26 protein-coding genes, 2 tRNA genes and 1 pseudogene are annotated in these 26,151 nt (G+C 48.5%); 11 read left to right on the top strand and 18 right to left on the bottom strand.

The window, feature by feature from the left end:
- Positions 1 to 178 precede the first annotated feature (178 nt).
- The 8 genes and pseudogenes from OLMES_RS18165 to OLMES_RS18130 form a co-directional block, all read right to left on the bottom strand.
- Positions 179 to 475 (bottom strand): hypothetical protein, encoded by a 297-nt coding sequence (locus tag OLMES_RS18165; RefSeq protein ID WP_087462562.1) that lies wholly within the window; start codon positions 473 to 475, stop codon positions 179 to 181.
- A pseudogene (gene tnpC / locus OLMES_RS18160) lies at positions 465 to 1,268 on the bottom strand (IS66 family transposase); the annotation flags it as partial. The pseudogene tnpC and the gene OLMES_RS18165, both read right to left, overlap by 11 nt.
- Before the next feature lie 33 nt (positions 1,269 to 1,301).
- Positions 1,302 to 2,470, bottom strand: a protein-coding gene (locus OLMES_RS18155) for an IS3 family transposase (RefSeq protein WP_087459752.1) whose coding sequence is annotated in 2 segments (ribosomal slippage) — positions 1,302 to 2,209 and positions 2,209 to 2,470 — 1,170 coding nt in all. Because the reading frame shifts where the segments join, the coding sequence is not laid out codon by codon here.
- 28 nt (positions 2,471 to 2,498) lie between these two features.
- Positions 2,499 to 2,756, bottom strand: coding sequence for an IS66 family transposase (locus OLMES_RS18150; RefSeq protein WP_087462560.1), 258 nt, complete (start codon positions 2,754 to 2,756; stop codon positions 2,499 to 2,501).
- Positions 2,671 to 3,306: a hypothetical protein gene (locus OLMES_RS18145; RefSeq protein ID WP_087462559.1), complete on the bottom strand. Its 636-nt coding sequence runs from the start codon at positions 3,304 to 3,306 to the stop codon at positions 2,671 to 2,673. The genes OLMES_RS18150 and OLMES_RS18145 overlap by 86 nt, the downstream gene beginning before the upstream one ends.
- Before the next feature lie 26 nt (positions 3,307 to 3,332).
- Positions 3,333 to 3,680 (bottom strand): IS66 family insertion sequence element accessory protein TnpB, encoded by a 348-nt coding sequence (gene tnpB, locus OLMES_RS18140; protein WP_087462558.1) that lies wholly within the window; start codon positions 3,678 to 3,680, stop codon positions 3,333 to 3,335.
- Positions 3,680 to 3,961: an IS66 family insertion sequence element accessory protein TnpA gene (gene tnpA / locus OLMES_RS18135; RefSeq protein ID WP_087462557.1), complete on the bottom strand. Its 282-nt coding sequence runs from the start codon at positions 3,959 to 3,961 to the stop codon at positions 3,680 to 3,682. Before tnpA ends, tnpB begins: the two co-directional genes overlap by 1 nt.
- 52 nt (positions 3,962 to 4,013) lie before the next feature.
- Positions 4,014 to 4,499: a hypothetical protein gene (locus tag OLMES_RS18130; protein ID WP_087462556.1), complete on the bottom strand. Its 486-nt coding sequence runs from the start codon at positions 4,497 to 4,499 to the stop codon at positions 4,014 to 4,016.
- A gap of 416 nt (positions 4,500 to 4,915) precedes the next feature.
- On the opposite strand from OLMES_RS18130, the gene OLMES_RS29050 reads away from it, so the two are divergent.
- Both OLMES_RS29050 and OLMES_RS29045 read left to right on the top strand, forming a co-directional pair.
- The gene (locus OLMES_RS29050; protein WP_087462555.1) at positions 4,916 to 5,341 is read left to right on the top strand and encodes a recombinase family protein; all 426 of its coding nucleotides are present in this window, start codon (positions 4,916 to 4,918) and stop codon (positions 5,339 to 5,341) included.
- Positions 5,283 to 5,957, top strand: coding sequence for a zinc ribbon domain-containing protein (locus OLMES_RS29045; protein WP_408635159.1), 675 nt, complete (start codon positions 5,283 to 5,285; stop codon positions 5,955 to 5,957). Before OLMES_RS29050 ends, OLMES_RS29045 begins: the two co-directional genes overlap by 59 nt.
- On the opposite strand, the gene OLMES_RS18115 is transcribed toward OLMES_RS29045, so the two are convergent.
- Together OLMES_RS18115 and OLMES_RS18110 are read right to left on the bottom strand one after the other, a co-directional pair.
- Positions 5,914 to 5,990, bottom strand: a tRNA-Met gene (locus tag OLMES_RS18115). The two genes, OLMES_RS29045 and OLMES_RS18115, sit on opposite strands and share 44 nt — an antisense overlap.
- A gap of 132 nt (positions 5,991 to 6,122) precedes the next feature.
- A tRNA-Met gene (locus OLMES_RS18110) sits at positions 6,123 to 6,199 on the bottom strand.
- 362 nt (positions 6,200 to 6,561) lie between these two features.
- Here OLMES_RS18110 and OLMES_RS18105 point away from each other — a divergent pair.
- On the top strand, positions 6,562 to 7,632 hold the full coding sequence (locus OLMES_RS18105) for a GGDEF domain-containing protein (RefSeq protein WP_087462554.1): 1,071 nt from the start codon (positions 6,562 to 6,564) through the stop codon (positions 7,630 to 7,632).
- 18 nt (positions 7,633 to 7,650) lie between these two features.
- Here the strand turns inward: OLMES_RS18105 and OLMES_RS18100 are convergent, their stop codons facing one another.
- Positions 7,651 to 8,670 (bottom strand): AraC family transcriptional regulator, encoded by a 1,020-nt coding sequence (locus tag OLMES_RS18100; RefSeq protein WP_087462553.1) that lies wholly within the window; start codon positions 8,668 to 8,670, stop codon positions 7,651 to 7,653.
- Positions 8,671 to 8,886: 216 nt separating this feature from the next.
- On the opposite strand from OLMES_RS18100, the gene OLMES_RS18095 reads away from it, so the two are divergent.
- The 5 genes from OLMES_RS18095 to OLMES_RS18075 all read left to right on the top strand — a co-directional run bounded on the left by OLMES_RS18095 (position 8,887) and on the right by OLMES_RS18075 (position 13,340).
- Positions 8,887 to 10,068, top strand: coding sequence for a CaiB/BaiF CoA transferase family protein (locus OLMES_RS18095; RefSeq protein WP_087462552.1), 1,182 nt, complete (start codon positions 8,887 to 8,889; stop codon positions 10,066 to 10,068).
- A 152-nt stretch (positions 10,069 to 10,220) separates the two neighbouring features.
- On the top strand, positions 10,221 to 10,847 hold the full coding sequence (locus OLMES_RS18090) for a methylthioribulose 1-phosphate dehydratase (RefSeq protein ID WP_087462551.1): 627 nt from the start codon (positions 10,221 to 10,223) through the stop codon (positions 10,845 to 10,847).
- On the top strand, positions 10,844 to 11,395 hold the full coding sequence (locus OLMES_RS18085) for a 1,2-dihydroxy-3-keto-5-methylthiopentene dioxygenase (RefSeq protein WP_087462550.1): 552 nt from the start codon (positions 10,844 to 10,846) through the stop codon (positions 11,393 to 11,395). Before OLMES_RS18090 ends, OLMES_RS18085 begins: the two co-directional genes overlap by 4 nt.
- Positions 11,392 to 12,105 carry an acireductone synthase gene (gene mtnC, locus OLMES_RS18080; RefSeq protein ID WP_232465142.1) on the top strand — a complete coding sequence of 238 codons (714 nt, stop codon included), beginning with the start codon at positions 11,392 to 11,394 and terminating at the stop codon, positions 12,103 to 12,105. The genes OLMES_RS18085 and mtnC overlap by 4 nt, the downstream gene beginning before the upstream one ends.
- Positions 12,084 to 13,340 (top strand): DUF3080 family protein, encoded by a 1,257-nt coding sequence (locus OLMES_RS18075; protein ID WP_087462549.1) that lies wholly within the window; start codon positions 12,084 to 12,086, stop codon positions 13,338 to 13,340. Before mtnC ends, OLMES_RS18075 begins: the two co-directional genes overlap by 22 nt.
- A 68-nt stretch (positions 13,341 to 13,408) precedes the next feature.
- On the opposite strand, the gene OLMES_RS18070 is transcribed toward OLMES_RS18075, so the two are convergent.
- The 7 genes from OLMES_RS18070 to arsC form a co-directional block, all read right to left on the bottom strand.
- A complete protein-coding gene (locus OLMES_RS18070; RefSeq protein WP_087462548.1) occupies positions 13,409 to 15,004 on the bottom strand; it encodes a GMC family oxidoreductase in 1,596 nt (531 codons plus the stop codon).
- A gap of 39 nt (positions 15,005 to 15,043) precedes the next feature.
- Entirely contained in the window at positions 15,044 to 15,658 is a 615-nt protein-coding gene (locus OLMES_RS18065; RefSeq protein WP_087462547.1) for a hypothetical protein, read from the bottom strand.
- Between the two features lie 344 nt (positions 15,659 to 16,002).
- Complete coding sequence (locus OLMES_RS18060) at positions 16,003 to 16,800, bottom strand: outer membrane lipoprotein-sorting protein (protein WP_087462546.1); 798 nt, start codon at positions 16,798 to 16,800, stop codon at positions 16,003 to 16,005.
- Positions 16,801 to 16,859: 59 nt separating this feature from the next.
- Positions 16,860 to 18,641 carry a GspE/PulE family protein gene (locus OLMES_RS18055; protein WP_087462545.1) on the bottom strand — a complete coding sequence of 594 codons (1,782 nt, stop codon included), beginning with the start codon at positions 18,639 to 18,641 and terminating at the stop codon, positions 16,860 to 16,862.
- A 77-nt stretch (positions 18,642 to 18,718) separates the two neighbouring features.
- Entirely contained in the window at positions 18,719 to 19,135 is a 417-nt protein-coding gene (locus tag OLMES_RS18050; protein ID WP_087462544.1) for a DUF2069 domain-containing protein, read from the bottom strand.
- A gap of 34 nt (positions 19,136 to 19,169) precedes the next feature.
- Positions 19,170 to 19,784: an NAD(P)H:quinone oxidoreductase gene (gene wrbA / locus OLMES_RS18045; RefSeq protein WP_087462543.1), complete on the bottom strand. Its 615-nt coding sequence runs from the start codon at positions 19,782 to 19,784 to the stop codon at positions 19,170 to 19,172.
- 116 nt (positions 19,785 to 19,900) lie between these two features.
- Positions 19,901 to 20,254 (bottom strand): arsenate reductase (glutaredoxin), encoded by a 354-nt coding sequence (gene arsC, locus OLMES_RS18040; protein ID WP_087462542.1) that lies wholly within the window; start codon positions 20,252 to 20,254, stop codon positions 19,901 to 19,903.
- Positions 20,255 to 20,401: 147 nt separating this feature from the next.
- Between arsC and OLMES_RS18035 the strand changes: the two genes are divergently transcribed.
- The 3 genes from OLMES_RS18035 (at position 20,402) to tilS (ending at position 26,064) form a co-directional block, all read left to right on the top strand.
- Positions 20,402 to 20,899 (top strand): TlpA family protein disulfide reductase, encoded by a 498-nt coding sequence (locus OLMES_RS18035; protein WP_087462541.1) that lies wholly within the window; start codon positions 20,402 to 20,404, stop codon positions 20,897 to 20,899.
- A 274-nt stretch (positions 20,900 to 21,173) separates the two neighbouring features.
- Complete coding sequence (gene dnaE, locus OLMES_RS18030; RefSeq protein WP_087462540.1) at positions 21,174 to 24,662, top strand: DNA polymerase III subunit alpha; 3,489 nt, start codon at positions 21,174 to 21,176, stop codon at positions 24,660 to 24,662.
- Positions 24,655 to 26,064, top strand: a complete 1,410-nt coding sequence (tilS, locus tag OLMES_RS18025) for a tRNA lysidine(34) synthetase TilS (protein WP_087462539.1) — start codon at positions 24,655 to 24,657, stop codon at positions 26,062 to 26,064. Before dnaE ends, tilS begins: the two co-directional genes overlap by 8 nt.
- The last annotated feature ends 87 nt before the right edge of the window (positions 26,065 to 26,151 follow it).

Raw genomic sequence — 26,151 nt, 5'->3', positions numbered from 1 at the left:
TCAATTTGGTATGGACTAAGCGAATAGTGATTTAGAGTCAGGTAAACGAGGACCTGCCTTATATCTGTAACGCTAAAACTTCTCTCGCCAGATTTTATTTCTACAAGCGTATAATTAGATATTAAATCACCGTAACTCATGTGTAAGCGTTCATACTAAGACGCAGTTGACTAGATCATCATGGTGGGGTGAGTGCTTTCAACAAACGGATAATCTCTGATAGTTCATCTTCTGAAATTTTTTGATAATCATCAAAACTATCAAGTTGGTAATTGGCGAGAATCCCGTTTATTTGGCTAATGGTGTTGAGAAATTTTCGTCGGTGCTTCGACTGTAGTCCGTTCAGGTCGATGCCCATTAATGCTTTTCCCGCCAGATGTGCTTTCTGCCAACGAGCCAGTTTCTTGTCTGAGCTGATTTGCCGGACTTGCTCAGCCTTTGTCTTCCATTCCTGGTAAACTTTCTTATCTGCCATTGCGAGAGTTATCCAGTATCGAACGCAACGGATTGGAAGCAAACTTTTCTTTCCAGACCCGTGGCGTGAGGTCGATGATTTCCTTTGCCGGGTGATAGTCAATGCGTTGTAACACGTCGATCAGATAGGTGGTTGGATTAATATCATGAAGCTTGCACGTACTGATCAGGCTTTGAATGATACCTACATGTTCCGCACCCAACTCTGTCCAACAAAAGAGCCAGTTCTTCTTGCCAAGAGGAATCGGGCGAATTTCCCGCTCAAGGTGATTGGTATCCATTGCTACATCCGGATCTTCCAGAAACACCCGCAATTGGTCTTGCCGTTTAAGCATGTAGTTGAGACTCTTTAACCAATCATCACTGGGTGTCAAATCGGGACGACCTATCTGTTGCTCACACCAGATGAAGAACGCATCAACCAATGGCTTGCTATGAGTAAGCCGATAATGACGTTTCTTTTCACCGGCAAGGCGTTGTTCCCGAATTAGCTCTTCATGAGCATACAGGTTTTGAATGATCCGCAATGCCTGCTGTACCGCCTCCGGCTCCTGGGTTTCTGCCTCCAACAGCATTCGACGACCATGCACCCAGCATTGTGCATGGATCAATCCATCTACTTGCTTTTGGTAACTGGCATAGGCGGAATAGCCATCCGTCAACAACGTGCCGGTAAAGTGTTTCTTTAACGTCTTCTCAATGTGCATCCGACCTCGGGTATTGGCGAACGTAAATACCACCTCATTTTCTTCTCCGAAAATGGGCCAAAACCAACATTGTTTGAGTTTACCCGGTCTGACGTGGTCAAGCAAAATTGTACAACCCAGTTAAGCTACTTTTCTTAATTCAACCATTTCTTTTTCAAACTGTACCGGACTTCTGTAATCGAGGTACGAATGCAGCCGCTCATTGTTATAAAACACAGAAATATATTCCAGGATGTCCCGCTGAGCTTCAGCTCTTGTTTGATAGCTTTTCCACTGAACTCGCTCCTGCTTTAAAGTGCCAAAGAAACTTTCAACGACGGCATTATCCCAGCAGTCACCCTTCTTACTCATGCTGCCTTTAAAACCATGTAGTTTAAGAAGTTTTCTAAAATCCCTGCTGGCATACTGTGAGCCGCGATCAGAGTGGTGTATTAGCCCAGCTTCAGGGCGACGCTGCCAAACTGCCATTTTGAGCGCATCACAAACCATTTGCGCTTTCATGCGTGAGCTCATATTCCATCCAACTACTTTTCTAGAGTAAAGATCTATCACTACCGCTAAATACAACCAACCTTCCTGTGTCCAGACGTATGTGATATCGGACGCATAGACCTGGTCAGGCTGCTCAACAGCAAACTCACGATCGAGAAGATTATCGAAAACCGGCTGCTTATGGTTGCTGTTTGTCGTTACTTTGTATTTCTTCTTGTGTTTGACTTTTATTCCCGCTTCTTTCATCAGTTTTCTGGTTTTGTTCCGGCCAACCGGGTAACCCAAAACATTTAATGCTGTTTTCATCCTGCGATAGCCATAGGTATCATCACTTGATTTGGCTATATCTTGTATCCACTCAATCATCTCCGAATGAGTCGGATCATCAGGTTTATTGTCTTGACGCTGTAAATAGCTGTAATAGCCTGAGCGCGTTACACCCAATTGCTGGCACATAATGCCAACGGGCCACACCTTTTTATGCTGGGTGATGAAAGCGTATTTTACTTTGCTTCCGTGGCAAAAAAGGTGGCCGCTTTTTTTAATATATCGCGCTCCATCTTTAGTCGTTTGTTTTCTTCTCGCAAACGACGAAGCTCTTCCTGCTCAGGCGTCAGTTTTCCATTTCCACGAAACGCATGACCGTCATCATTTTCATGCTCTTTAATCCAACGTCCAAGCACATTTGGATTAATGCCAAGATTTCTTGCCGCTTCTGCCTTCGAATAGCCTTGATCTATTACCAAGCTAATCGCATCTAATTTAAATTCTTTTGAGTACTTCTTTCTTACAGCCATTTTTCACTCCAGTTTTGAGGATTATCTCTTAACTGGTGTGTACAAATCTATTAGACCACGTCAGTCCTTGCCGACCGGCTTTAATGGGCGTTTCGTCCATGGCCAACACTTTGCTCTGTAAGACATGTTCAAGTTGGGCTACAGCAATAGGTCGAAGTAGCTCAATGGCTCGTTTGCTCAGGTTGGTTAAGGTCGTTCGACTAAGGGTAACACCGGAACGTGTTAAGCGTTGATGTTGGCGACAACGGAAGATGGTAAAGAAATTTGTCGATGAGCAACCCCACAATAAAACTCACATCTGCGACGCTGCGCTCCAGCACGTTGTCTGGTGCCGGTGGCGTAATAGGTTTGTCTTCGGACTTGCGCTTAATGACAGGACGCTCAAACTGGAGAACCACAAAATTTGAAGTCTGTTGTGCCAGGCGATACGTCACCTTGGTGCCAATGATTTCGTATTGATCTGCATCCTCCCCTCTAAGCTCATCCGGCAGTAATTCAATCACCTGCACCGGAACATCATTGGTAAAACGCAAGCCTCTGCCGTTGACATCATCTTCTTGGCGTTGCTTTGATGCCACACCTCGATGATAAGTGATGGTTTGCTTTTCTTCCGGCTCAGGTGGAGGTTCAGGCACTTCACCTAACAGAGCATGGAAGTGTGTTTGTTCGGGGGGATCCAATACGCGCTTTTCAGTTTTACTGCCGAAAACCTGCTTCTGATACCAATTAAGTTGCCGTTCAAGGTCGACCACACGAGCCTGTAAACGCGCGTTTTCCTGCAGCACTTTACTGTGAGCTTCTTGAGGCGGGAGTGGTTCAATTACGGTATCATCCATGGTTCCGGATTATATCCGAAACCGACTCAGATCACATGGCTGTAACGCTTGAACTGGCGATATTTTTGCACTTCGATGCCTTCGATCAACCATTGCAGTTGAGCGGTATTCAATCCTTGCTTTTCAGCCGCATCAGCTTTGTAATTAAATTGCCCTTGCTCCAGTCGTTTGGTCCAAATACAGTAACCAGATGGCTCGAAATATAAAATCTTCATGTGGGTTTTACGTCGATTTATAAAGACAAAGTACTGTCCGTTACTCGGAATCTCGCGAAGCTTTGTTCTCACCAGGCCGATTAATCCTTTGAATGATTTGCGCATATCGGTGGGCTTGGTATAGAGCCAAATACGAGAGTGAGGTGATGGTGTAAACATTATCGGTGCAAGCTCAGTTCAAACCAATTACCAATACGACAATTAAGATGAAAACGATCCCCGGAAACCTGGCTGTTCATTGGCAAGGGAGATAAGTTAATGAAGTCACTGGATTCTGCAGTATTGGTATTTTGTGCTAAGCGCTGTCGCCATTGACAGAAGCTTGCATAACCAAGCTGGTTTGCTTTACAGAAAGCCGAAGCAGAGAGTCCTGACTCATTCCACTTCCGGATGATGTTTTGCCATTGATCTGCAGTTCGGTATGTACGTTTGTTTTTCATTAGCTGGTTACCTCAAAGATTGAATTTTGAAGCGTAGCTTAACGAGCGGGAGTTAGTTGGAATAGAGCGCCTTAGAATGAACGCTTACACTCATGTTTATGAACCCGCAACCGTCGAATGAAGGATCCACTTCAATGCTTGAGTTTCCAGCAACATATCGATTGTACATCATTTGGAATAGTTGCCTAATTTGCTCCTTTTCTCTATTAGATAATGGCAGATTACAATCTTTACCGTAGCTGAACTTGGATAGATAGTTTAATCCTTGATCAAGTAAAGCTGCGAAGAGGTCTCCGTTAAAAAAATTAGGGGAGCTAACTTCGCCGATAAGTACATTTTTATTGCATAAGGCTCTTAAAATATCGAAAGATAATACGTTGACCAATGCAGTGTTTTGCTTTCGTTCAGCCGCCTCAAACGGCTCATACAGGGCTTCAATTAATCCCCCGTTTATAAGTCGAATGTAATTTTTTGAGTTTGGCAGAATCTCATTCCAGAAGGACGTAAACTTCTTGGAGAAAGTCGTTTCTGAGATCATAGTGCATCCTCTAAGTTAGATGCGCTTTTCCTTTTTGCTCCCCAAGTACGATATAGCGCGTCTATGAAGGTGAATTTCGCTTTATTGTGTTCGATCCAGTGCTTTCCTTCATCACCAAGCAAATATGAAGAAACGATGAATAGCCTTCTTTGCCATGGCGTCATTGTTGGGAACATTCGTCTTAATTCAGACAGCCAGTAGTGAGTCTTCCACTTAGCCATTGCCTGAGTAACAACGAAATTTATCAACATGCTGTCAGTGTTTGATCGGTATAGTTCTGTCAATATTGTTTGGCTTTCAACAGAATTTTCTTTTGCAAATAACTTAACGACATATGCAAGGTTCAATTCTGTTTTTAGGATAAAAGACTTAGTGTTTATTAGTTCAATCAACTTTGACCTGATATTGGATTTTGTTTGTGGTTCAAATCTTGGCCAATTTGTTGTGGCAACTTGGATCACAGTAGTAAATATTGGGTAAAGTTCTGTGATGCTGTCGAATATTACGTTGAACGCGTTAGATATGGTAGCCCAAGCAAAGGTTCGGGTTTATTGAATAATGAGCTATATAGAGGTCGACATATTTGGAATAGGTCTCAGTGGCTTAAAGATCCAGATACTGGTAAGCGTGTCCGAATTGAGAGACCTGAATCTGAGTGGTGTGTTAGTGAAAGGCAAGACTTGAGAATTGTCTCTGATGAACTTTGGGATGGTGTGCGAGCTCGTTTCAAAGAGTCTCGGTATAAAGGTGGTGTAAAGGGTAAGGGGGGGGCGGGTTCGTTCTTTGTTAGGTGGCGTAATGTGCTGCGGCAAATGCGGAGCCCCGATTGTTGTTGTAAGTAGCCACAGTTATGGATGTTCAAATCGCATGAATCGCGGCCCGGCTATTTGTGAAGGTGTGAATGTTAATCGTAAGGAAGCTGAACAAAAGCTATTATCTGAAATTCAAGAGATGTTACTTAGTGATGAGTTGATTGAATATGCTTATGTAGAAACAATGAAAGTGTTGGAAGACTTAACGAGAAACGAAGGAGAGTCCAGAAAACAATTACTTAAGAGAGTTGATGAGCTAGACAAAGAGATTGAAAGATATATCGAGGCTATTGGAGCGATCGGTATTTCAGAATCAATAGCGAAGAAACTCAAAGTGGCTGAAGCTGAGAAGGCACGCGTGCAAGATGAGTTGTCTCAAGCTCCGCAAGAAACAAAACTTCCCGACCTCCCTGATATCAAGAAGCTCTATAAGGGAATGGTGGTTGATCTACAAGAATCGCTAAAAAGTGAAGTTAATGAAGCAAGAAATTGCTTAAAAGATTTATTGGGAGAAGTAGAGATAAATAAAGAGGGCTCAGAAATTTATGCCCATATAAAAACAAACCCAGTTGCATCATTAAATACAACTGGGTCTGTAGGTGTGGTAGCGGGGGCCGGATTTGAACCGACGACCTTCGGGTTATGAGCCCGACGAGCTACCAGGCTGCTCCACCCCGCATCAAACTGCGTAATTCGTTTTGATTGTTCCCGTCTGGTTGGCGGGCTCAACACATTGTGATCATTAAGATGATTGATCAGGCAATGATTTAGGCTAAAAAGGCCAGTATTCGAACTGGCCTTTCAGCTGAGTTGGTAGCGGGGGCCGGATTTGAACCGACGACCTTCGGGTTATGAGCCCGACGAGCTACCAGGCTGCTCCACCCCGCATCAAGCTGCGTAATTCGTTTTGATTGTTCCCGTCTGGTTATCGGGCTCAACCCATTGAGTTGCTTTGTATTTTTCTGAACTCGATGGTGTCTTGTTTCGGGCTGCTTTGCCTCCCGTTCAAGATGGCGCGTATATTACATTTCGAATTCAGGAGCGTCAACCCTAAACGAGAAATAAATCAAATTTTTGACACTAATCGGATTGCGGTAGCGTCCAAAGTTGACGCAAGCCGGGCGGTTTTCAGGCTTGTATCTGATGTATCTATCCTATCACGTATTGTTACGGTAATTCCTGAAAACTTTGACTACACTATATGAAAATGGTTTAGGGTGTAGCGAACAGCAGGTTCCACAAAAACGCGAATGAGCAAACAGGACACTTCAAATTTGCCGGGTGTCGAAGAACTAATACAGTTGGCGCGCAAGAATGAAGAGATTGCCAGCAAACTGTTTGAGATTGAAGTCCAGATTATGAATATTGCCCATAGTCGCGACTTTTTCGAAAAAGTGCTTCGGCTGGTGCAGGATTCCTTTGATATCGAGTATGTCTGGCTCACGCTCACCCGTAAAGCCGTGACGAATGATGTTGCGGGGTTGTCCAATCTGCCGCAAATGCCTTTGCATGAAGTTCATATCGCAGATACCCTCGACTTTCTGCGCATTACCCAAAGTTCCCGGGAACCCATTCTGGTGAATGAGGATCTGGAGTTCTATCGATTACTGGCCCCCGGTTTCACCCTTGAGCATGTCGCCTCACTGGCAGTTTTGCCTTTGATTGTGGATGGCAAATTGATTGGCAGTTTGAATCTGGGGTCGGAAGATATTGTCCGCTATGAGCCCAGTAAAGATCGCTTCTTTTTACGTCAGTTGGCTGTGAAAACCTCAATTTGTCTGGCGAGTGTTGTGGCTCGGGAGCGCGTGAGTTTCCTGGCGACCCGTGATCCTTTAACGTTGTTGAAGAACCGTCGGGAAATGGAAGAGACGCTGGAGAAAGAATTGAGCCGGTGTCGTCGGCATGATTCGGTGCTTGCGGTGTTGTTTATTGATTGTGATGATTTCAAACAGGTTAACGATAATCATGGCCATGATTGTGGTGATGCCTATTTGAAATTTGTTGCCGAGAATCTCACGGAAATGGTGCGGATCGGGGATACCGCGTTTCGTTTCGCCGGGGATGAATTCGTGATTATCCTGCCCAATCAGGATGGGGCAGGAGCGAAATTGATCGCGCAGCGAATCAAAGAGCATTTGGCGCAAACGCCGCTGATCTACCATGAGCAAGCCGTCCCGGTTCATATTAGTTATGGTGAAGCGGCAACAGATCAAATTGCGGTGATCGACAGCAAAAATATTTTGAAACTTGCCGACCAGCGTTTGTATGAGATGAAAGCGCAGAAACCCAGTAAAAAAAAGCAACCTAGCCAGGTGATGTAACCTGGCCAGAAATTGTAATCAGGCTTCTTCTTTCTCGCGTTCGCCTTCACGATAGGCGCCCGGTGTCACACCCGTCCATTTTTTGAAGGCCCGGTGGAATGTGCTCGGTTCAGTGAAACCCACCAGCTCAGCAATGTCATTAATAGACAATTCCCGTCGGCAGAGGTGGTAGATCGCAATGTCTCTACGCATATGGTCTTTAATTTCCTGATAGGACGTATTTTCGTCTTTCAAGCGTCGGCGCAGGGTTTGCGGGCTGAGGTTCAGCTCCTGGGCCAGGCTTTCAAAGTCCGGGGTTTCGGCGGTAAAGTCTTTCCCGATCAGTGTCCTGATTTGCGCAGTAAAACTGTGATTGTCGTCCGGGCGCGCCAGTAAATCTGCGGGAGACGTTTTCAGGAAATTGCGTAATTCCCGTTCATCCCGGATAAGTGGCATGTCGAGATAGCGCCGATGGAAACTGAAACCGGATTTCTCGGCATCGAAGCGCAATGGGCAGTAGAAGATTTTTTGATATTCTTCGCCGTGCTCAGGCTTGGCATAGTTAAAAAAGGCTTCGTCGAGGATAATACGTTGTCCTATTAACCAGCAACTCAGGCGGTGCCAGATGACCAACAGGCTTTCCTGCAGAAAGTGGTAGGGATCTTTTAACGGTGCCGCCGCTTCAATGGTGAGGGTCGCTTGTTGTTCGTGAAGGGACAGTTTGATGGCGACCGGCGTTTCGAACAATGAATAATACTGTGAGGCCCGGCGATATACTTTTTCGAGATTGGAGCAGTGAATGGCCAGTTGGCACATGATCGCAAATGTGCCGGGCTTGCTCCGTTGCCGGTTGAATCCCATGAATTCATCCTGCATATCGACCCAGATAATCTGCATGAGTTTCGCATACTGACGGGCCGGTATTCGGGCTTTGGGTTGGTCCAGCAAGTCAGGTTGAATGCCTGCTTTTTGCAGTAGCCGTGACAGATCAAATCCTTTGGAGTTTGCACCGCTTAAGGCCGCTTTCACAAAATGTTGTGAAACTGTCAGTTTATTCATGTCCTGTCCACAGTTGATCGATTCCTGATCGCACTAACCTCCGGGTTATCGCGTTGTAGCTCTATAATACCGAGTGTGTGATTACAGACGCAACCAGAGGATGATGTATTCGGCCAATGCGGATGAAAAAACTGACCATTGAACGGTGCTGCGGTTATTTTTATCGTTGGCCGATAACATCCTATTCAAAACAATAGCCACACAGGGGAGATCGATATGAGCGGGCCGTTAAACAATCTAAAAGTACTGGATTTTTCAACGCTACTGCCGGGGCCTTACGCCACAATGCTGATGGCGGATATGGGGGCAGAAGTGGTTCGCGTGGAATCCCCCACGCGCCTGGATTTAGTCCGGGTATTGCCGCCAATGGTCGGTAAGGTTTCGGCGGCCCATGGCTATTTGAATCGGGGCAAAAAATCGATCGCGATTGACCTGAAGAAACCTGAAGGTATCGAGATTGTGAAACAGTTGGTTGCCGAGTACGACATCGTTGTTGAACAGTTTCGTCCCGGCGTGATGGCGCGGTTGGGCTTGGGCTATGAGCAACTTAAAGAAATTAACCCGAATCTGATTTACTGTTCGATTACCGGGTATGGCCAAACTGGACCTTATAAAGATCGCGCGGGCCACGATATCAACTATTTGGCGTTGTCCGGCTTGTCCAGTTATTCCGGCCGCGCTGAATCCGGCCCGGTACCGCTGGGTTTTCAGGTTGCTGATGTTGCGGGTGGTTCACATCATGCAGTGATGGGCATTCTGGCGGCAGTTATCCAGCGCTCGGCGACCGGTGTGGGACAGCACATTGATATCAGCATGACAGATGCGGCATTCAGCCTGAACGCCATGAGTGGGGCAGGGTTCCTTGCGGGTGCACCCGTACCTGCGCCAGAGAAAGAGTATCTGAACGGTGGCGGTTTTTACGATTACTATGAAACCAAGGATGGCCGATTTTTATCGGTAGGTGGTTTGGAGCCTCAGTTTGTCCAGAAACTCTGTCTGTTGCTGGAGTGCCCTGATCGGATGAATCAGGCTTTAAGTCAAAAACCTGAAGATCAGGCCGCATTCAAGTCGATGCTGGCAGAAAAAATCAAGTCAGAGGACATGGTGTATTGGACCGAATTCTTTGCCAAAGAAGATGTTTGTATCGAGCCGGTGCTGAACTTGGACGAGTCTGTCAAACATCCCCAGATGGTTGAACGAAATATGGTGATCCAGGTTGGTGGGGAAGGGGGAATTGATCAAATTGGTTTCCCGATCAAGTTCTCCGAAACCCCCTGTGCAGTGGAAGAACCGGGCGCTATACTCGGCGCCCATACTGCAGCCATTCTGGAAGGCTTGAAGTATTCGGAAGAGCAGATCGAGTCGCTCCAAAAACAAAGGGTTATCAAGCGCATCTGATTTGCATAGAACAGACCCTAGTTTCGATGTGCCAAAAAACAGCTCGAAATACCTAGAGAGCTGTTTTTTACCTTCCTGTACAGCTTTAAATCCTTTTACGTGAATTGCCCGATTAATGGCTCTATAATAAGGCCTTAACTGGAGGAAGACGCGTGTTCGATATCACTTGTTACGCACAAAAAGCAGCGGAAATTGTTCAAGCCGGGCAATTTCTCTATCAGCGAGGATGGTCCCCGGCAACCAGCAGTAATTATTCAGCGCGAATCGACGACCAACATATCGCCATAACCGTTTCAGGCAAGCATAAAGGCAAATTGGGTAATGATGATGTAATGGTGGTCAATCTGGATGGCGAGGCTGTTCAGAGTGACTGTCGATCGTCTGCGGAGACATTGCTGCACATGGTGGTTTACGATCTGTATCCTGATGTTGGTGCCGTACTCCATACCCATTCTGTAAACGCCACCGTGTTATCGCGTTACCTCAGTGAGCAGGATCATATTACGTTTGCCGATTATGAACTGCAAAAAGCCTTTGCCGGACAGTTAACCCACGAGGGTGAAATTGTCTTGCCTGTCTTCGCCAACACCCAAGACATCCCGGCACTGGCAGCACTGTCCCGGGAGTATCTTGCGGCCAGACCGGAAACCCCGGCCTATTTTATTCGTGGGCACGGAATTTACACCTGGGGCAAGGATATGGAGGAATGTTTGCGCCATATCGAAGCGCTTGAGTTTTTGATTGAATGTGAAATTCAGATGATCAGGATTAGCAAATGACCGTATTAAGAATCTATAACGAAAATGACCCGGTGAACCCGGTAACTGTCACCGAAGACAGTGCCGAGATTGCCACCTTGCTCAACGAGAAAGGCGTGCGTTTTGAGCATTGGCCGACCCGGACGCTTGAAGCTGGTGCAAGCCAGGATGAGATTCTGGAAGCTTATGCCGGTGAGGTTGAGCGTTTGAAAGGCGAGTGTGGCTTCACAACGGCTGACGTGGTTAGTCTCTCTCCGGCACATCCGGATAAAGATGCCTTCCGCCAGAAGTTTTTATCTGAGCATCGCCATGTTGAAGATGAAGTGCGTTTTTTTGTCGGTGGCCAGGGACTGTTTTATTTGCACATGGAAGACAAGGTTTATGTCGTACTGTGCCAGCAGAATGACTTAATCAGTGTCCCGGATGGCACGACACACTGGTTCGACATGGGACCTGAGCCAAGCTTTACCTGTATCCGTTTGTTTTCCAATCCTGAGGGCTGGGTAGCGGACTTTACCGGGAGTGATATTGCCACACGATTCCCCGCGTTCGAGGATCTGGTGCAGTGACCTCAGGACCTAAAATTAGCACAATCGTAACGGATATAGAGGGGACAACCAGCAGTATTCGTTTTGTCCACGAAGTATTGTTTCCCTATGCGGCAGAGCATATGGCGCGATTTGTTCAGCAGAATCAGGCGCGTGAAGATGTCGCGGCTTTGTTGGCTGACGTGGTCGCGTTAGCCGGCCTCCCTGACGATAATATCGATGGCGTTGTAGCGCAGTTGCAGCAATGGATTCAGGATGATCAGAAGATCACGCCACTGAAAACATTGCAAGGCTTGTTGTGGCAAGAAGGCTATGAACAAGGTCACTTCAAGGGACATGTTTATGCTGATGCCAATGCCAATCTGCGCGCATGGGCGGAAACGGGTATGGCGTTGTATGTCTATTCTTCGGGCTCCGTAGCGGCACAAAAACTTATTTTCGGTTACAGTGAGTTCGGTGATCTGACACCCTGTTTTAAAGGTTACTTTGACACGCATATCGGCGCCAAGCGTGAAGTTCAGTCTTACCGTAACATTCTGTCGGAATTGGGGGTCACTCCAGAACAGGTACTTTTTTTGAGTGATATTGAAGCCGAGCTTGAAGCCGCTTCAGCCGCTGGAATGCAGACTGTGTGGCTTGTCCGGGACGGGGAGATACCCGCTGCTGGAGCGCAATATGAGGTTGCGCGGGATTTTGATGAAGTCAACCAGTGGCTTATTGGTACGCGCTAAAACGGCTGGCCTCTCTGCAGTCAGCTTTGGCTGGCTGCTTGGTGCTGACACTGTTAGGGTGTCAGCAGAAACCGAATGATCTCGCGGTATTTGACGAGTACTTAAATCGTGTAGAAGGCACGTTTGATCTGGATCTGCAAGACATTGGCGAGGATCGAGATACCCTTCAGGCGAGACTCAGATATCTGCCGCCGAGACCTGAACGTCGCGATACACTTCTCGAGCTCCCACCGATTACCATTGGCTTACTGCAATTTGCTGACCTCTATGGCTGTGAATTGCAGGTTTTAATTGGTGAACGAAATTCTGTGCTGGGTAAAGTCATGCACGCCTCACGTCGACTGGACTACGAGAGTCGCTTGTTTCATGCGCTTTATGCCTGTATGGCCTCTACACTGGATGCCGACTTCTCGACCACTGAAAAACAGGCCTTTCTTTCCGGTTTGCTCGAACTTCAGCAGCAAAAAAAGCAACAACTTGCCACCGTCATCTGGAATAGCAGTTTCGGTAGCGTTGAGCTTGCGCGATATTTACGAGTGGGGGCGGGTCAGTCTGATAGTGAGTTTGAGTCTTTGCTGGAGGGGGCGTTACCGGATCTGTTGAGTCCGGATTATCTCGGCTTATTCGAGCAGTGGCTGGAGGCCATTGCACGCTTACAGTCTGTTTCCCAATGGGATATGGGGGGGATTTCCCGCTATGTGCACAACTCCACGGTTCCCGGCGTTATTGAGTCGGAGCGCTTATTTGAAGTTTCCGAAATCCGATTCACCCCGTACATCCGGTTGTTCCAGTTCTGGGAGGTGTTACCGGGTCTCGGGCTTTATTTCCATCGTGCCGGATATTATCAAGCGCGGTTGAATCAGATCTCTGCTCTGATTGAAGCCCGGTTGGACAGGGGGGTAATTTGCCCTGTACCCGGAAAAATGCCGGTCCGAGTTAAAGGCTTGCTCTTCAATTATTATGGTCCCACCGTACAGCCTTATCTGACAAAGCTGGATCAAGTGTATCGCCGCGAAGTCAGCCTCTTCCGAAAGCTGGTTGAACAGCAACAGATTGTCGTTCCCGAGGACTGGATGCGTTATTTTCAATACTACTTTGATTACGAACCGGATTCCGACTCAGAGCCCCATCAAGCCTCCGAAATGCACACCAAATCGCTATGGTTTGAATTCCGAAAAGCCGTTGATCGCCATCAAAAAGCATGGCAGCAGGTGCTGGATCAATGTCGGGGATAGGTTTCTCCCTGAGACTCAGGTTCAGATGTGATCCGTGCTCAGGGAGAGGCTATCGCTTTCGGGGCAGATCAGGCGCTTAACCGATTGGCCAGGTGGGTTGCCTGCATTGCGGCCATTCCGTAAATAGAGAGCTGTGGGTTTGCGCCGATACTGGTCGGGAAGGTTGAGCCATCGATTACATTGAGGTTACGCAGTTGATGGTGTTCTCCCAGACTGTTTACCACCGATGATTTCGGATTTTCCCCCATACTGCAGCCACCCATTTGGTGTGCGCTGAATAATCGGGCACGATGGATGGCCATTGGCAATGCCTGTATTGATGCCTTGGCTTGTGACCATGAGGTAAATACCGGTGAGTCCAGATGGATCAAACGTACGGTTTTGGCACCAGCAGCGAACTGAACTTCCGCCATTTTGAGATAGGCGTCCCGTAAACCTTGCCACATGACATCCGTTATCGGGTAATCAAGTACCGGGCTGCCATCATCGCGCAGGCTGACGGTGCCGCCCTCACTTTCGGGATGGAATCCGTCACGCATCAGGGCGATGGTTGCTTGAGTGTGGGGCAGTTCGGCCATGGCTTCCCGCAATGTGTCACCATGTTGGCCAATTACGGCAGACATCAGGCCGGGGTGTAATGGGGACACTTCCATTTTGAAACCAATGGGGCCGGTTGTGCCGTATTTCCAGACGAATTCGTCTGAATAAACGGACTGAGGTGCACCGTAGAATGGATCGACTTTTTCCGGCATCGTTGCCATTGCGGCATTGACCGGATGTAGAAAAGTGCGCTTCCCGAGACGATCATAGGGATCGGGTGCCTCGGAACGGAGTAAGAGCGCCGGGCTCCCGATCGCACTCGCCGAGATGACAAAGTGTTTTGCTCTGATTTCGATAGATTGCCCGGTTGGCGTGGTGCCTGATTCATCCAGCGCAGTACAGATTAAAGCCCTGGTTTGGTCACCTTCGATTAGCAGCTTTTCAGCGCGGGCACCATAAACGAGGTGAGCACCATTGTTCAATGCGCCCGGAACCGTAGTAATCAGCATGGATTGTTTCGCGTTGGTTGGGCAGCCCATACCGCAATAACCCAAATTCCAGCAGGCTTTTACGTTTCTTGGGATAATGGCGTGTTTCCAGCCCAGCGCCTCACACCCCGTGGCTAATGCGGCGTTATTGGCGTTGGGGTCTACAGCCCACTTTTCAATGTTCAGACGTTTTTTGCGATTTTCAAACCAGGGCGCCATGGCTTCTTTGGTGAACCCTTTTAGCTGGTGGTAGTTCGTCCAGTGGTCCAGGGTTTTATCCGGTGTTGTGAAGCTTGAAGTCCAGTTAACGGTGGTTGAGCCTCCAACCGTGCGGCCTTGCATAATGGCGATTGCTCCGTCAGCGGTTACCCGTCCCATGCCCTCCTGGTATAGCTTCGGGTAGGATTTCGACTCGCTCATATTGAAATCTTTCATACGATTGAGTCGCCCCTCCTCAACCAGAATGACATTCAATCCTTTCTCGCTGAGAATTTCTGCTGTAGTGCCGCCGCCCGCGCCGGTGCCAACTACAACTACATCTGCTTCCAGCGTCAGCTTCTCGGCAATGGTAGCTGCGTCAGTCGTTTTCCAGTTGCCGGACGTGAGACCGGCCTCAATGATGTCTTTTACACTCATATCCTGTGGTCCTTATTTTGATTATGGGTTCCGGGGGGATCAAGCTTTCCGGAATTGGGGGAGGGCATTGACTGCATAGTCAGGTGGACCCGGATAATGAGATTCCGACCAGTTAGTTTCATCTGCGTACCAGGTCAGCGATACGATTTTGATAAGAGCGGCATAGGCATTGTTAAGCAATGCCATTGAACTGTAGCGCCATGATGCCAGAAATTCTGTCGCTTGTTCCTGGCTTGTGTTTTCCCAGCTGGACCAAATGCCACCCAGTAAACCCCGAGTGGGGGTGAAGTTAAGCAGATCAAAGAGTTTACGAACTTCCTTTTTGTTGGCATCACCAATTAACATCAAGCCCTGATCGATACTTTTGATGCAGTGGCTGACTTTGGGTTGTGCATTTTCTGCGGATAAGTTTGCACCCGTAATCGCCGGCACCAATACACCCAACATAACAATATCGTCTTCGGAAAGGAATTGATAATGATGCACTGCGGATGCATCCTGTCCAGGTTTGGGTTGTGCTGGCTGGGTTGCGCAGCCACTGAGCCCAGCTGTCATGCTGACGCTGCTCAAAAATATACTGCCCATGAAGCCTGTTTTCAAAAGTGAGCGCCGCGACAGGGCTACGGAAGATGTGTTTTCCGGTGTACTTGCCATTTGGTGGTCCTCTTTAATCCTTTTTCGTCTTTATTATGGTGTTTTACTTGTTGTATTTTTTGTTGTGATAGTTGTTCAGTGTGATAGTTGTTCAGTGTGATAGTTGTTCTATGTGATGTTGTAATCGGTATCCGGTGGAGAGTATTACGACTGCATTGCCGGAAGCGGCTCCGATTATTCGGTTGCAAAAAGGTATCATGGATTACATTGAAAAAGTAGAGTGATTACTCAAGTTGGTGAGCCCGTTAAGGTCAGGTGGCGGTTAAACGGCGTCGATGGGGGCAACGGGATATCAGATGTAGCAGGCACGGCTCAGAACCGTGCCTGCGTTGGGGAAGTTTGAGTTATTGTGCACGCTTCAAGCTGTTTTGGGAAAAATCAGCCTTGTCCAGACCGATGTCAAATTTAAAGTTGGCTAGCAGGAGTCGTGTGCTTTTCCCGGTCTGGTGATTCATCATGAAGTTATCATGAGCGCGCCAGAATTTATCCAGATATTTGTAGAACTTGGATAGCGTCAGTGTTTTGAGTAACGAGTCTTTACGGTCATAGTATTCGACTTTATAGATGCGGTATTCCTGTTGATCTATCCACGCGATTTGCTTGCTGTACCCTGAATTCTCGTCGGTCGGGTAGCGCTCAATAACAAAACAGGTGAGTTCGTTACAACTCTCGTCCCGAAGGTATTTATAGGTGTACTGTTCGACCTCTTGGGCACCCATGTCTTCGAAGGCAAACTCGCTCCCCATAAATGGACCGGACTTGTTACTCGAGGCGATACGTTTAACGCGTTTAAGTGCCGGTAAGTACAGCCACTGGTCATCCGGTCCTGTTTTATGTGAGTAAGTGAGCAAAGCTGTGCCCCGAACATCGGCAGGTTGATCGAACACGATGATACTTTGATCTCCGTCTTCAATAACCTCAAGGCCTTTGCTGCGGAGCAAGCGTACGCTTTCGTCGCCGCGCTTGTTTCGCAAAATCATCTTCATGTCGGCCGTACTGTCTACCCAGCCTTGGTCCCGGCGATCCGCCTCGCGCGCAATTTCCAGACCTTTCTCTGCTGCAGACTGTGCCCAAACCACATTCGACAGACACATCAGCAGGCTGGAGAAAAAAATACCGGTTATCATTCTGGTGCGTTTCATGGAAATGTCCCTTAAATTATTGCAATTAACATTTAGTCTATGGTGAGAATTCGATTTAATCAAAACCTCTGGTGTGCGGGGGTTACACGCAGGATTTCCTCTATGGTGGTGAACCCGGCTGAAATTTTTTGCGCTCCGCTCAAACGCAGCCCTCTCATGCCTTCTTTAATGGCGGTTTTCCGGATATCGTCATCACTGGTATTGTCAGTAATCTGCGTTTTGATCTGTTCACTCAGCGGCATAATTTCGTAGACGCCAGCGCGACCACGGTACCCGGTGTTTCTGCATTCCAGGCAACCCACTGGTTTATGGGGGTTTTTGGGCGGGCCGGCTTTCCACGGGCTGACCAGTTGATTCCACTCATCCGGATTAAGCTCCGTCGGCGCTTTACAGGCTGGACAAAGGGTGCGCACCAAGCGTTGTGCCATGACGCCAAGAACCGTTGCCTTCACCAGATAGGGTGGAATGCCGATCTCAAGCAGTCGGGTGATCGCGCTGGGCGAGTCGTTGGTGTGCAATGTCGAAAGTACCAAATGCCCCGTCAGTGCGGCTTGTGTTGCCATTTCGGCAGTTTCCATATCCCGAATCTCACCGATCATGATGATGTCTGGATCTTGCCGGAGCAGGGCGCGAATGCCTGAGGCGAAACTCAAGTCGATTTGGCTCTGTACCTGCATCTGGTTGAACGATGGCTCAACCATTTCGATGGGATCTTCAATGGTACAAACGTTAACTTCAGGCTGGGCGAGTTGTTTCAATGTGGTATACAGGGTTGTGGTTTTACCGGACCCCGTTGGTCCGGTTACCAACACAATGCCATGAGGCTGGCTGACCATGGATTGCCATTTTGCCTGATCTTCACTGCTGAAACCCAGTTCCGGCATACTTTTGACCAATACCTCCGGGTCAAATATCCGCATGACCAGCTTTTCGCCAAAGGCGGTGGGCAGGGTGGAGAGACGTAGTTCAACTTCCTGATTATCCGGGTTTCGGGTTTTAATACGCCCGTCCTGAGGTTTGCGTTTTTCGGCAACATTAAGGCGACCCAGTATTTTCAACCGGCTGACAATGGCAACCCCGACCTGCAGGGGAAACTCGTAAACATGGTGCAATATACCGTCGATCCGGAAGCGAATATGAGACAGTTCTCTACGGGGTTCGATATGAATATCACTTGCCCGCTGTTCATGGGCATATTGTAAAAGCCAGTCGACAATATTAACGATGTGTTGATCATTGGCATCATGGTCACCTTCCGACTTCAGATCCATCAACTGTTCGAAGTTATTGACGTTGTGGGATGCTGCTGCACTCTGGCCACTGGCCTGATTAACGGATTTGGCGAGGCGGTAAAACTCGATGGTATACCGGCTAATCTCATCCGGCTGGGCGACAACCCGAACAATTCGCTTTTGCAGGGCTTGTTGTAAATTGTCCTCCCAGGCGTGATAAAACGGTTGGGCACTGGCAATGGTCACCTGATCATTGGTGACTTCTACAGCTATAATGTCGTGTCTTTGGGCAAAAGCGAATGACATCACCTGGGTGGTCTTGCGGACTTGAATTTTAAGTGGGTCGATATGGTAGTAGGGCTGATTCGCCCAATCTGCCAGCCACCGGGAGAGAAACTCCTGATTCAGGAGATCCCCCGATTGCAGGCAGTGATAGTTTGCCTTGATGATCGTATGAAACGGGTGGCTGCTCTTGCCGGACTCGCTGCCACTGATCTGGAAAAGCTTGTCGGCTTGATCCTGGCTGATAATATTTGTGTTGACCAAGCCCAGTGCGATATCGGGCAGAGTCAGTATTTTCTCCGGGGGTCTTGCAATAGCAGCTTTCATAGCATTCCGATTTTTAAGTGTTCGTACTCAGTATGGAAGCAGATTCCCCGGCTGGCCAATTTTTTTAACAGAAGTCTTTATGAATCCGGGACTTGCACCGGTGACAGGCTGGCCTCTAATTGTTTTCCCCAACGAACATACATCATGGAGCCGATAAAGGTTGTCACGCTAAACAGTGTCATCAAGACTGGTTCCCAGTCACCTTGAGTGAGGTACGCCCGCACAGAGTATTGTGTAAAATACAGCAGAATGACAAAGCAGAGCCAGATATGGGCTTTAAAGTTCTTTTTCAGTAGCCCTGGAATGAAAATCAGCAAGGGAACGAGCTTGATACTGAGCACCAGAGCCAGCGATATTTCCGCATCGAAACTGGTTAAAACAAGTAAAACCAGCAATCCGATATAAGAAACGATGGCCGTGTTATGGGAAATGCTGGTTTTTCGGGCTAAGGCACTGGACGGTGTTTGCATTGAATTCTCTGCAGTCTTGGTCATAGGTTGTCTGTGATAGGGTGGTTGCTCGTCTTGATCAATCTTGAGTTGCTTTCAACTGTCGAGCGATCGTTGCAATGCGTTTTCCAAAGGCAATGCACAGCTGGTTTTCTTCTTCGCTTATCGCATGGTTATGGTTTTCCCCGGCAACATGGCTTGGCCCGTATGGTGTTCCACCGCTGCGAGTGTAAGCGAGTTGACGCTCGGTGTAAGGCAATCCGCATAGCAACATGCCGTGATGCATCAGGGGAATCAACATCGTTAACAGTGTCGCTTCCTGACCACCATGCAGGCTTCCCGTTGAGGTAAATGCTCCGGCAGGTTTGCCGCTCAGTGTGCCCTTCACCCATTCATTCACGGTGGAATCCAGAAAGTATTTGAGGGGGGCGGCCATATTACCGAATCGGGTTGGACTACCGATAATCAGGCCATCACAGGATTGCAGGTCTTCATGGTTACAATAGACCGCGCCATCGAGTGGAATATCGGGTTCGCTGCTCTCGCACACGGTGGATACTTTCGGGACGGTGCGAATGACGGCTTCGCACCCCGAGACACTGTTAACGCCTCGTGCAATCAACATGGCCATTTCCCGTGTCGATCCATGCAGGCTGTAGTAAAGAATGAGTATTTTGGCGTCTTGCTTGTTCATTTGTCTTTTCAGTCTGTTAATCAGCCTTTACGGCGACGCATGGTGATCAGAAATCAGATCGGGAAAGCTGATCTGGAATAGTTAACCGAGATTAATCGAGATAAAAATAACCAAGCTCAGAATAACTCATCGATATTTTCGGGTGGGCGGCCGAGAACGGCTTTGTCGCCACGGATGACAATGGGTCTTTCAATCAGTTTGGGGGTGTTGATCATCGCTTCGATCAGTTGTGCGTCGCTGAGTTCTGGATCTTTCAATCCTTGATCTTTGAATTCTGTCTCTTTGTTCCGCATCAATTCCCGTGGCGTGATGCCGAGCTTTTGGATAATGACTGCCAGCTCCTGCGCGGTTGGCGGGGTATCCAGATAGAGAATTACTTCTGGTTCAATTCCTTTCGCTTCCAGCAGTGCAAGCGTTTGACGGGATTTTGAGCAGCGCGGGTTATGTAGAATCTGGATTGAATCAGTCATTGCAGTACCGTAGTGAGTTCAAAGAAGAAACCTTGTAGGGACGTTGAGTTCAGTCGTAACTTAACGTCGACTTAAATTTGGGGTGCTATTCTAACAGTAGTTGAGTAAGCTTACACCCTGACAAAAGACTTCTGGATTGTTCCTGCTTTGAAAACACTCTTTTTGCGTGCTGCACGTTTCGGATGGCAGTTTATTTTCGTCGCTTTTGGTATCGTGGCCTGTGATGGTCGTGATCCAGGCATGGCATCTTCAATGACGGATAACGTGACAGAGCAGGTGCCCTTCAACCCTGAGCAAAGTCAGGCGTGGCGCGCGAGCCAAGACCATTGGCGGCTGATTAATTACTGGGCTGAATGGTGTAAGCCCTGTGTGACTGAAATACCGGAATTGAATGAACTGCATGCCGCGGGGGATGTGATTGTGTTCGGCTACAATTACGATGGCCTTTCCGGCGATAAACTCGAGAGCAGTATGCAACGATTAGGCATCGAGTTTGAACCGCTTTCAGGGGATCCGGCCGACCACTTTGAGCTTGAGGCGCTGCAGGTACTGCCAGTGTCCTTGTTAATTACTCCGGCGGGTGAGTTGTCACAGGTACTCTACGGCCCGCAATCCGCAAAAAAAATCATGGCTCTTATCCAGTAACGCCTGTAGCGTCATTTATGCGAACTGGAGTTGATCGCTAAAAGATCTGGGGCTGTTTGATTGTGCTTTGTTTTATTCACTTTAAAGTAAGCTGTCAGCGTAATAAACTTACCTGATGGGTTTTCTTGTTTTAAAAGTTTTGTTTTTTTTGACAGTTCTACTTTATTGACGGCTCTATTTTGTTCGACAGTTATTCTTTGTTGGACAGCTTTACCCGCTTATTGTTCGGCCTGTTACCGTACAAGCGTCACTTATCGAAAGGTTATTCCTTAGCATGGCACCACAGTTTATCCATTTACGTATCCATACTGAATTTTCGCTGGTTGATGGTCTGGTAAAAATCAAACCCCTTATCGGCAAAATTGCTGAATTCAATATGCCTGCGGTGGCGATTACGGATCAGTCTAATATGTGCGCCCTCGTGAAATTCTATAAAGGGTGTAATGGTGCCGGGATCAAGCCGATTATCGGGGTCGATTTGTGGGTGAACAATCAGGATGACCGGGATGACCCGTCCCGCATTACGCTGTATGCGATGAATGAAACCGGCTACGCCAATATTATTGAACTCGTATCACTGGGCTTTACCCAAGGGCAGTACATGGAGCGCCCAATCGTAAGCTACGAGTGGCTGGAGCAGTGTCGAGAGGGGGTAATCGCACTCTCGGGGGCAAAACTGGGGGAAGTCGGCAAAGCGCTGTTGGCGGGGAAGATAGATTATGCCCGAGAGCGCCTCCGCTACTGGATGGCGTTGTATCCTGATGCTTTTTATCTGGAGCTGCAACGCACCGGGCGCAGTAATGATGAAGAATGTGTCCACCAATCCGTAAATCTGGCTTCCGAGATGGCATGTCCGGTTGTGGCGACCAATGATGTGCACTTTCTCGCGCCGGAGGATTTTGATGCCCACGAAGCTAGGGTGTGTATTCATGACAGTAGAACGCTTGACGATCCCCGTCGGGAGCGGCGCTACAGCGAAGAGCAATATCTGAAAACCGAAGCGGAAATGTGCGAATTATTCGCCGATATTCCAGAGGCTTTGGAGAATTCCGTTGAGATTGCAAAGCGGTGTACCGTAGATGTGCGCCTCGGTGAGTACTTCCTGCCAGAGTATCCCATACCGGATGGTCTCACGATGGATGAGTTTTTCACCAAAATCTCTGAAGAGGGATTGGATGAGCGGCTTGAATCTATTCTGGATAAGAATGCATCGAATTATCAGGAAGAGCGACAACGCTATTTTGATCGGTTGAAATTTGAACTGGATATCATTACCCAGATGGGGTTCCCGGGTTACTTCCTGATCGTAATGGACTTTATTCAGTGGGCGAAAAACAATGGTGTTCCAGTTGGGCCGGGACGGGGTTCCGGTGCGGGATCATTGGTTGCCTATGTATTGAAAATCACGGATCTGGATCCGTTGCAGTACGATTTGCTGTTCGAGCGGTTTTTGAATCCAGAACGGGTTTCGATGCCTGACTTTGACGTTGACTTCTGTATGGAGGGGCGAGACCGGGTTATTGACTATGTGGCCGAAAATTATGGCCGAATGGCGGTTTCGCAGATCATTACGTTCGGAACCATGGCCGCAAAAGCGGTGGTGCGGGACGTCGCACGGGTACAAGGTAAACCTTACTCAATGGGGGATCGACTATCGAAGATGATTCCATTTGAAGTGGGGATGACGTTGGCTAAAGCATTTGATGCAGAAGAGCCCTTACGGGAATATCTTGATCAGGATGAAGAGGCTCGTGATGTCTGGGAGATGGCCGTCAAACTTGAGGGCATTACCCGGAACGTCGGTAAGCACGCGGGTGGGGTGGTCATCGCACCAACGAAACTGGTGGACTTTTCGCCGCTTTATTGCGATGAGGATGGCAGTGGACTGGTGACCCAGTTTGACAAGGGGGATGTCGAGGAAGCGGGGCTGGTCAAATTTGACTTCCTGGGATTGCGCACGCTGACCATTATTAAATGGGCGCTGGAAATGATTAATCCCCGGCGCGCTGAAAAAGGTGAATCGGAACTCGATATTGCCTTCATTCCTCTGGATGACGCGAAGTCGTTCGCCATGTTGAAACGTGCGGAAACTACAGCGGTTTTCCAGCTTGAAAGCCGGGGCATGAAAGATCTGATTCGACGCCTGCAGCCCGATAACATCGAAGATATGATCGCATTGGTGGCCCTGTTCCGTCCGGGGCCACTGGAATCCGGCATGGTAGATGATTTTATCAACCGGAAGCACGGTCGGGCTGAAGTGGCCTACCCACACCCTGATTTCCAGCACGACAGTCTGCAAACCATACTTGAGCCGACGTACGGGGTCATCGTCTATCAGGAACAGGTTATGCAGATCGCTCAAACCCTGGCGGGCTATACGCTGGGTGGCGCGGACTTGTTACGTCGGGCCATGGGTAAAAAGAAGCCCGAAGAAATGGCGAAACAGCGTGATACCTTCCGAGAGGGGGCGGTTAGTCAGGGAGTTGAACCGGATCTGGCGATGAAAATCTTTGACCTTGTGGAAAAATTCGCAGGGTACGGTTTTAACAAATCCCATTCTGCAGCTTACGCACTTGTTTCCTATCAAACTCTTTGGCTCAAGGCCCATTACCCTTCAGAGTTTATGGCAGCGGTGCTTACTGCGGATATGCAGAACACCGATAAAGTTGTGACCTTGATCGATGAATGCCGGAAGATGAAATTAAATCTGGTATTGCCCGATGTTAATACCAGTGAGTATACGTTTACCGTAAATGATTCCGGCCATATCGTCTACGGACTCGGTGCGGTAAAAGGATTGGGGGAAGGTCCGGTCAGTAGCATTATGGATGCACGGGAGAAAGGGGGGCCTTTCATGAATCTCTTCGATTTTTGCGCCCGTGTTGATGCTCGCAAAGTCAATAAGCGAGCGTTGGAGGCGTTGATCAAATCCGGTGCTCTGGATTCAATCGGCCCCAGCAGAGGGCGATTAATGGCCAGTATTGAAGAGGCTGTAAAACGGGCGGACCAGAACAGTCGTAATCAAAATGCGGGTATGGAAGACCTGTTTGGTGAGGTGGTGCCCGATGAGGTTGAAGGGGAGGATGTCTATGCCGCTTCAGTGGATGCTCGCGAGTGGAGTGACAAAGAACGTTTGAATGGCGAGAAGGACACGTTGGGCCTTTACCTTACCGGTCACCCCTTTGATGAGTACGAAAAAGAGGTGCGGCAGTTTTCGAGTTCCTCTATCGTTGATCTCAAGATCAATAAAAGCACACAAAATATTGTTGGACTGGTGGTTGCTGCCCGGACCATGAAAAACAAGCGGGGCGATACCATGGCATTCATAACACTCGATGACCGCACCGCACGAATCGAGGTTGCTTTGTTCTCGGAAGCTTATGAAGTCAGTCGCGATTACCTGCAAATGGATACCATACTGGTCGTCGAGGGAGAGGTCAGTGAAGACCGGCACTCTGGCGGAATCAAGGTAAATGCCCGTCGCTGCTACGATATTACAGAAGCGCGCCGTCAGCATGCCAAAGGTATGGTCCTGGATGTTGAAATGCCGGCGATCAAAAACGGCTTCATGCAGGAATTGCAGGAAACGTTGAGCCCCTATCGTCAGGCCGAATCCTGTCCGGTTTATATTCGTTATACCCGGCCAGATGCACTTTCAATGCTGGAGCTTGGGCCGTCCTGGACGGTGTTGCCAACGGATGAACTGGTCCAGGGACTTCGGTACATGCTCGGTACCAGGAAAGTGTATCTGACCTATGATTAAGGCGGACGCACTGCCTGATTCAATTCGGGACTTGATGGTGGATGTTCCTGACGGGTCCGGTTACTGGGTTGCATTGTCAGGCGGTCTGGATTCCATGGTACTGCTCTGGGCAGCTGGAATCTTTTTCCGGAAAGAGCTTGATAGACCCTTGTATGCAATCCACATCAATCATGGCTTGAGTCCAAATGCGGATCACTGGGAGCAGTTTTGCCGCGAACAATGTGCACTTCGAGATATTCCCTTCCAAGCGGTCAAAGTCGATGTTGACTCCGCAGGTGTCGGTTTAGAAGCCGGGGCCCGAAATGCGCGGTACAACGTTTTTTCATCTTTATTGCAGTCAGATCAAATATTATTGCAGGGGCATCATGGTAACGATCAGGTCGAAACGTTTTTGATGCGTGCGATCAAAGGGGCGGGGGCCGGGTTGGCAGGTATCCCGCGTCAGCGAAAGCTGGATCAAGGTATGATCTTTCGTCCTTTTCTGACAGTCAGTCGCCGTGAACTCAGTTGTTGCGCGCAAGAGGCGGGTCTGTCCTGGATTCATGATGAAAGCAACGATGATATCGAAATCGAGCGTAATTATCTTCGACATCAGGTTTGGCCGACCATTACGAAGCGATGGCCAGCGGCACAATCTGGTGTACTCCGCACCATGGCTCTGTGCGAAGATTATGAGGCGTTGGCCCGTGATCTTGCTAAGGGGGATATTGATAGTGTGCAAAAAACATTGTCAGGGTGGTCCTCGGTATTCGGTTTGAGTGCCATTGATGGTGCGCTGCTGGGCAAGTTGCCGGAATATCGGCAGCGCAATGTTATTCGAGTGTGGTTGCAATCGTTGGGGGGCGGGTTTCCGGGGCAGGCTCGCTTCGAACGGATATGGCAGGAACTGATTCCCGCTCAAAGCGCTGGGTCGCCCCAAATCTGCTGGCCTGAAGGCGAGATTCGACGTTTTCAGGGGGATCTTTACTTTATGTCGTCTGCGGTGTCTGGAGGAATACAGCATTGTCAGCAACCGGAACCTGCTATTACATTTGATTGTAAAGGCGAGGCTCAATCGAGCTTGCTTCGTTTTTTATGCGTTCCGGACGCCAGGCGTTCTGGTCAGGACGGCTGGCATTGTGTCGCTGTCGTACCTGCTCCCAGGGCGGGGGTGAGGGTTTCCATGGTGCGACGAAATGAAGGTCTGTCGTCCGTTCCTTCGGGAAAGTCCTTGAAGAAATATTTTCAGGCCCGCGCGGTTCCGGTCTGGTTAAGGGGGCATATTCCGGTGTTATGCTACAACGAAGAGGGGGTTGCAATACCTGGCTGTTGGTCACGGAAGGAATCTGAATTTTTTGATCAGCAAAATCGGATGTTTATTTATGTCCAGTTAAAAACAAATAATGAACCGGTGAAGCCCTGAGGGCAGTGCTTGAGGTCGATCAAATAGATTGAGTCCAGATACGCTTTCTGGTATTCTGGCGTCCCATCATCGAGATAACAATCTCCC

This window comes from Oleiphilus messinensis (assembly GCF_002162375.1).
In the GTDB taxonomy this organism is placed as follows: Bacteria; Pseudomonadota; Gammaproteobacteria; order Pseudomonadales; family Oleiphilaceae; genus Oleiphilus; species Oleiphilus messinensis.
This window is presented reverse-complemented; position numbering and strand designations above follow the sequence as displayed.

Bases quoted from the DNA above. Each gene is read 5' to 3' on its own strand.
- OLMES_RS18165 (WP_087462562.1), bottom strand. From the start codon at position 475: ATGGCAGATAAGAAAGTTTACCAGGAATGGAAGACAAAGGCTGAGCAA.
- OLMES_RS18145 (WP_087462559.1), bottom strand. From the start codon at position 3,306: ATGGATGATACCGTAATTGAACCACTCCCGCCTCAAGAAGCTCACAGT.
- tnpB (WP_087462558.1), bottom strand. From the start codon at position 3,680: ATGTTTACACCATCACCTCACTCTCGTATTTGGCTCTATACCAAGCCC.
- tnpA (WP_087462557.1), bottom strand. From the start codon at position 3,961: ATGAAAAACAAACGTACATACCGAACTGCAGATCAATGGCAAAACATC.
- OLMES_RS18130 (WP_087462556.1), bottom strand. From the start codon at position 4,499: ATGATCTCAGAAACGACTTTCTCCAAGAAGTTTACGTCCTTCTGGAAT.
- OLMES_RS18105 (WP_087462554.1), top strand. From the start codon at position 6,562: ATGAGCAAACAGGACACTTCAAATTTGCCGGGTGTCGAAGAACTAATA.
- OLMES_RS18100 (WP_087462553.1), bottom strand. From the start codon at position 8,670: ATGAATAAACTGACAGTTTCACAACATTTTGTGAAAGCGGCCTTAAGC.
- OLMES_RS18095 (WP_087462552.1), top strand. From the start codon at position 8,887: ATGAGCGGGCCGTTAAACAATCTAAAAGTACTGGATTTTTCAACGCTA.
- OLMES_RS18085 (WP_087462550.1), top strand. From the start codon at position 10,844: ATGACCGTATTAAGAATCTATAACGAAAATGACCCGGTGAACCCGGTA.
- OLMES_RS18070 (WP_087462548.1), bottom strand. From the start codon at position 15,004: ATGAGTGTAAAAGACATCATTGAGGCCGGTCTCACGTCCGGCAACTGG.
- OLMES_RS18065 (WP_087462547.1), bottom strand. From the start codon at position 15,658: ATGGCAAGTACACCGGAAAACACATCTTCCGTAGCCCTGTCGCGGCGC.
- OLMES_RS18060 (WP_087462546.1), bottom strand. From the start codon at position 16,800: ATGAAACGCACCAGAATGATAACCGGTATTTTTTTCTCCAGCCTGCTG.
- OLMES_RS18055 (WP_087462545.1), bottom strand. From the start codon at position 18,641: ATGAAAGCTGCTATTGCAAGACCCCCGGAGAAAATACTGACTCTGCCC.
- OLMES_RS18050 (WP_087462544.1), bottom strand. From the start codon at position 19,135: ATGACCAAGACTGCAGAGAATTCAATGCAAACACCGTCCAGTGCCTTA.
- wrbA (WP_087462543.1), bottom strand. From the start codon at position 19,784: ATGAACAAGCAAGACGCCAAAATACTCATTCTTTACTACAGCCTGCAT.
- arsC (WP_087462542.1), bottom strand. From the start codon at position 20,254: ATGACTGATTCAATCCAGATTCTACATAACCCGCGCTGCTCAAAATCC.
- dnaE (WP_087462540.1), top strand. From the start codon at position 21,174: ATGGCACCACAGTTTATCCATTTACGTATCCATACTGAATTTTCGCTG.
- tilS (WP_087462539.1), top strand. From the start codon at position 24,655: ATGATTAAGGCGGACGCACTGCCTGATTCAATTCGGGACTTGATGGTG.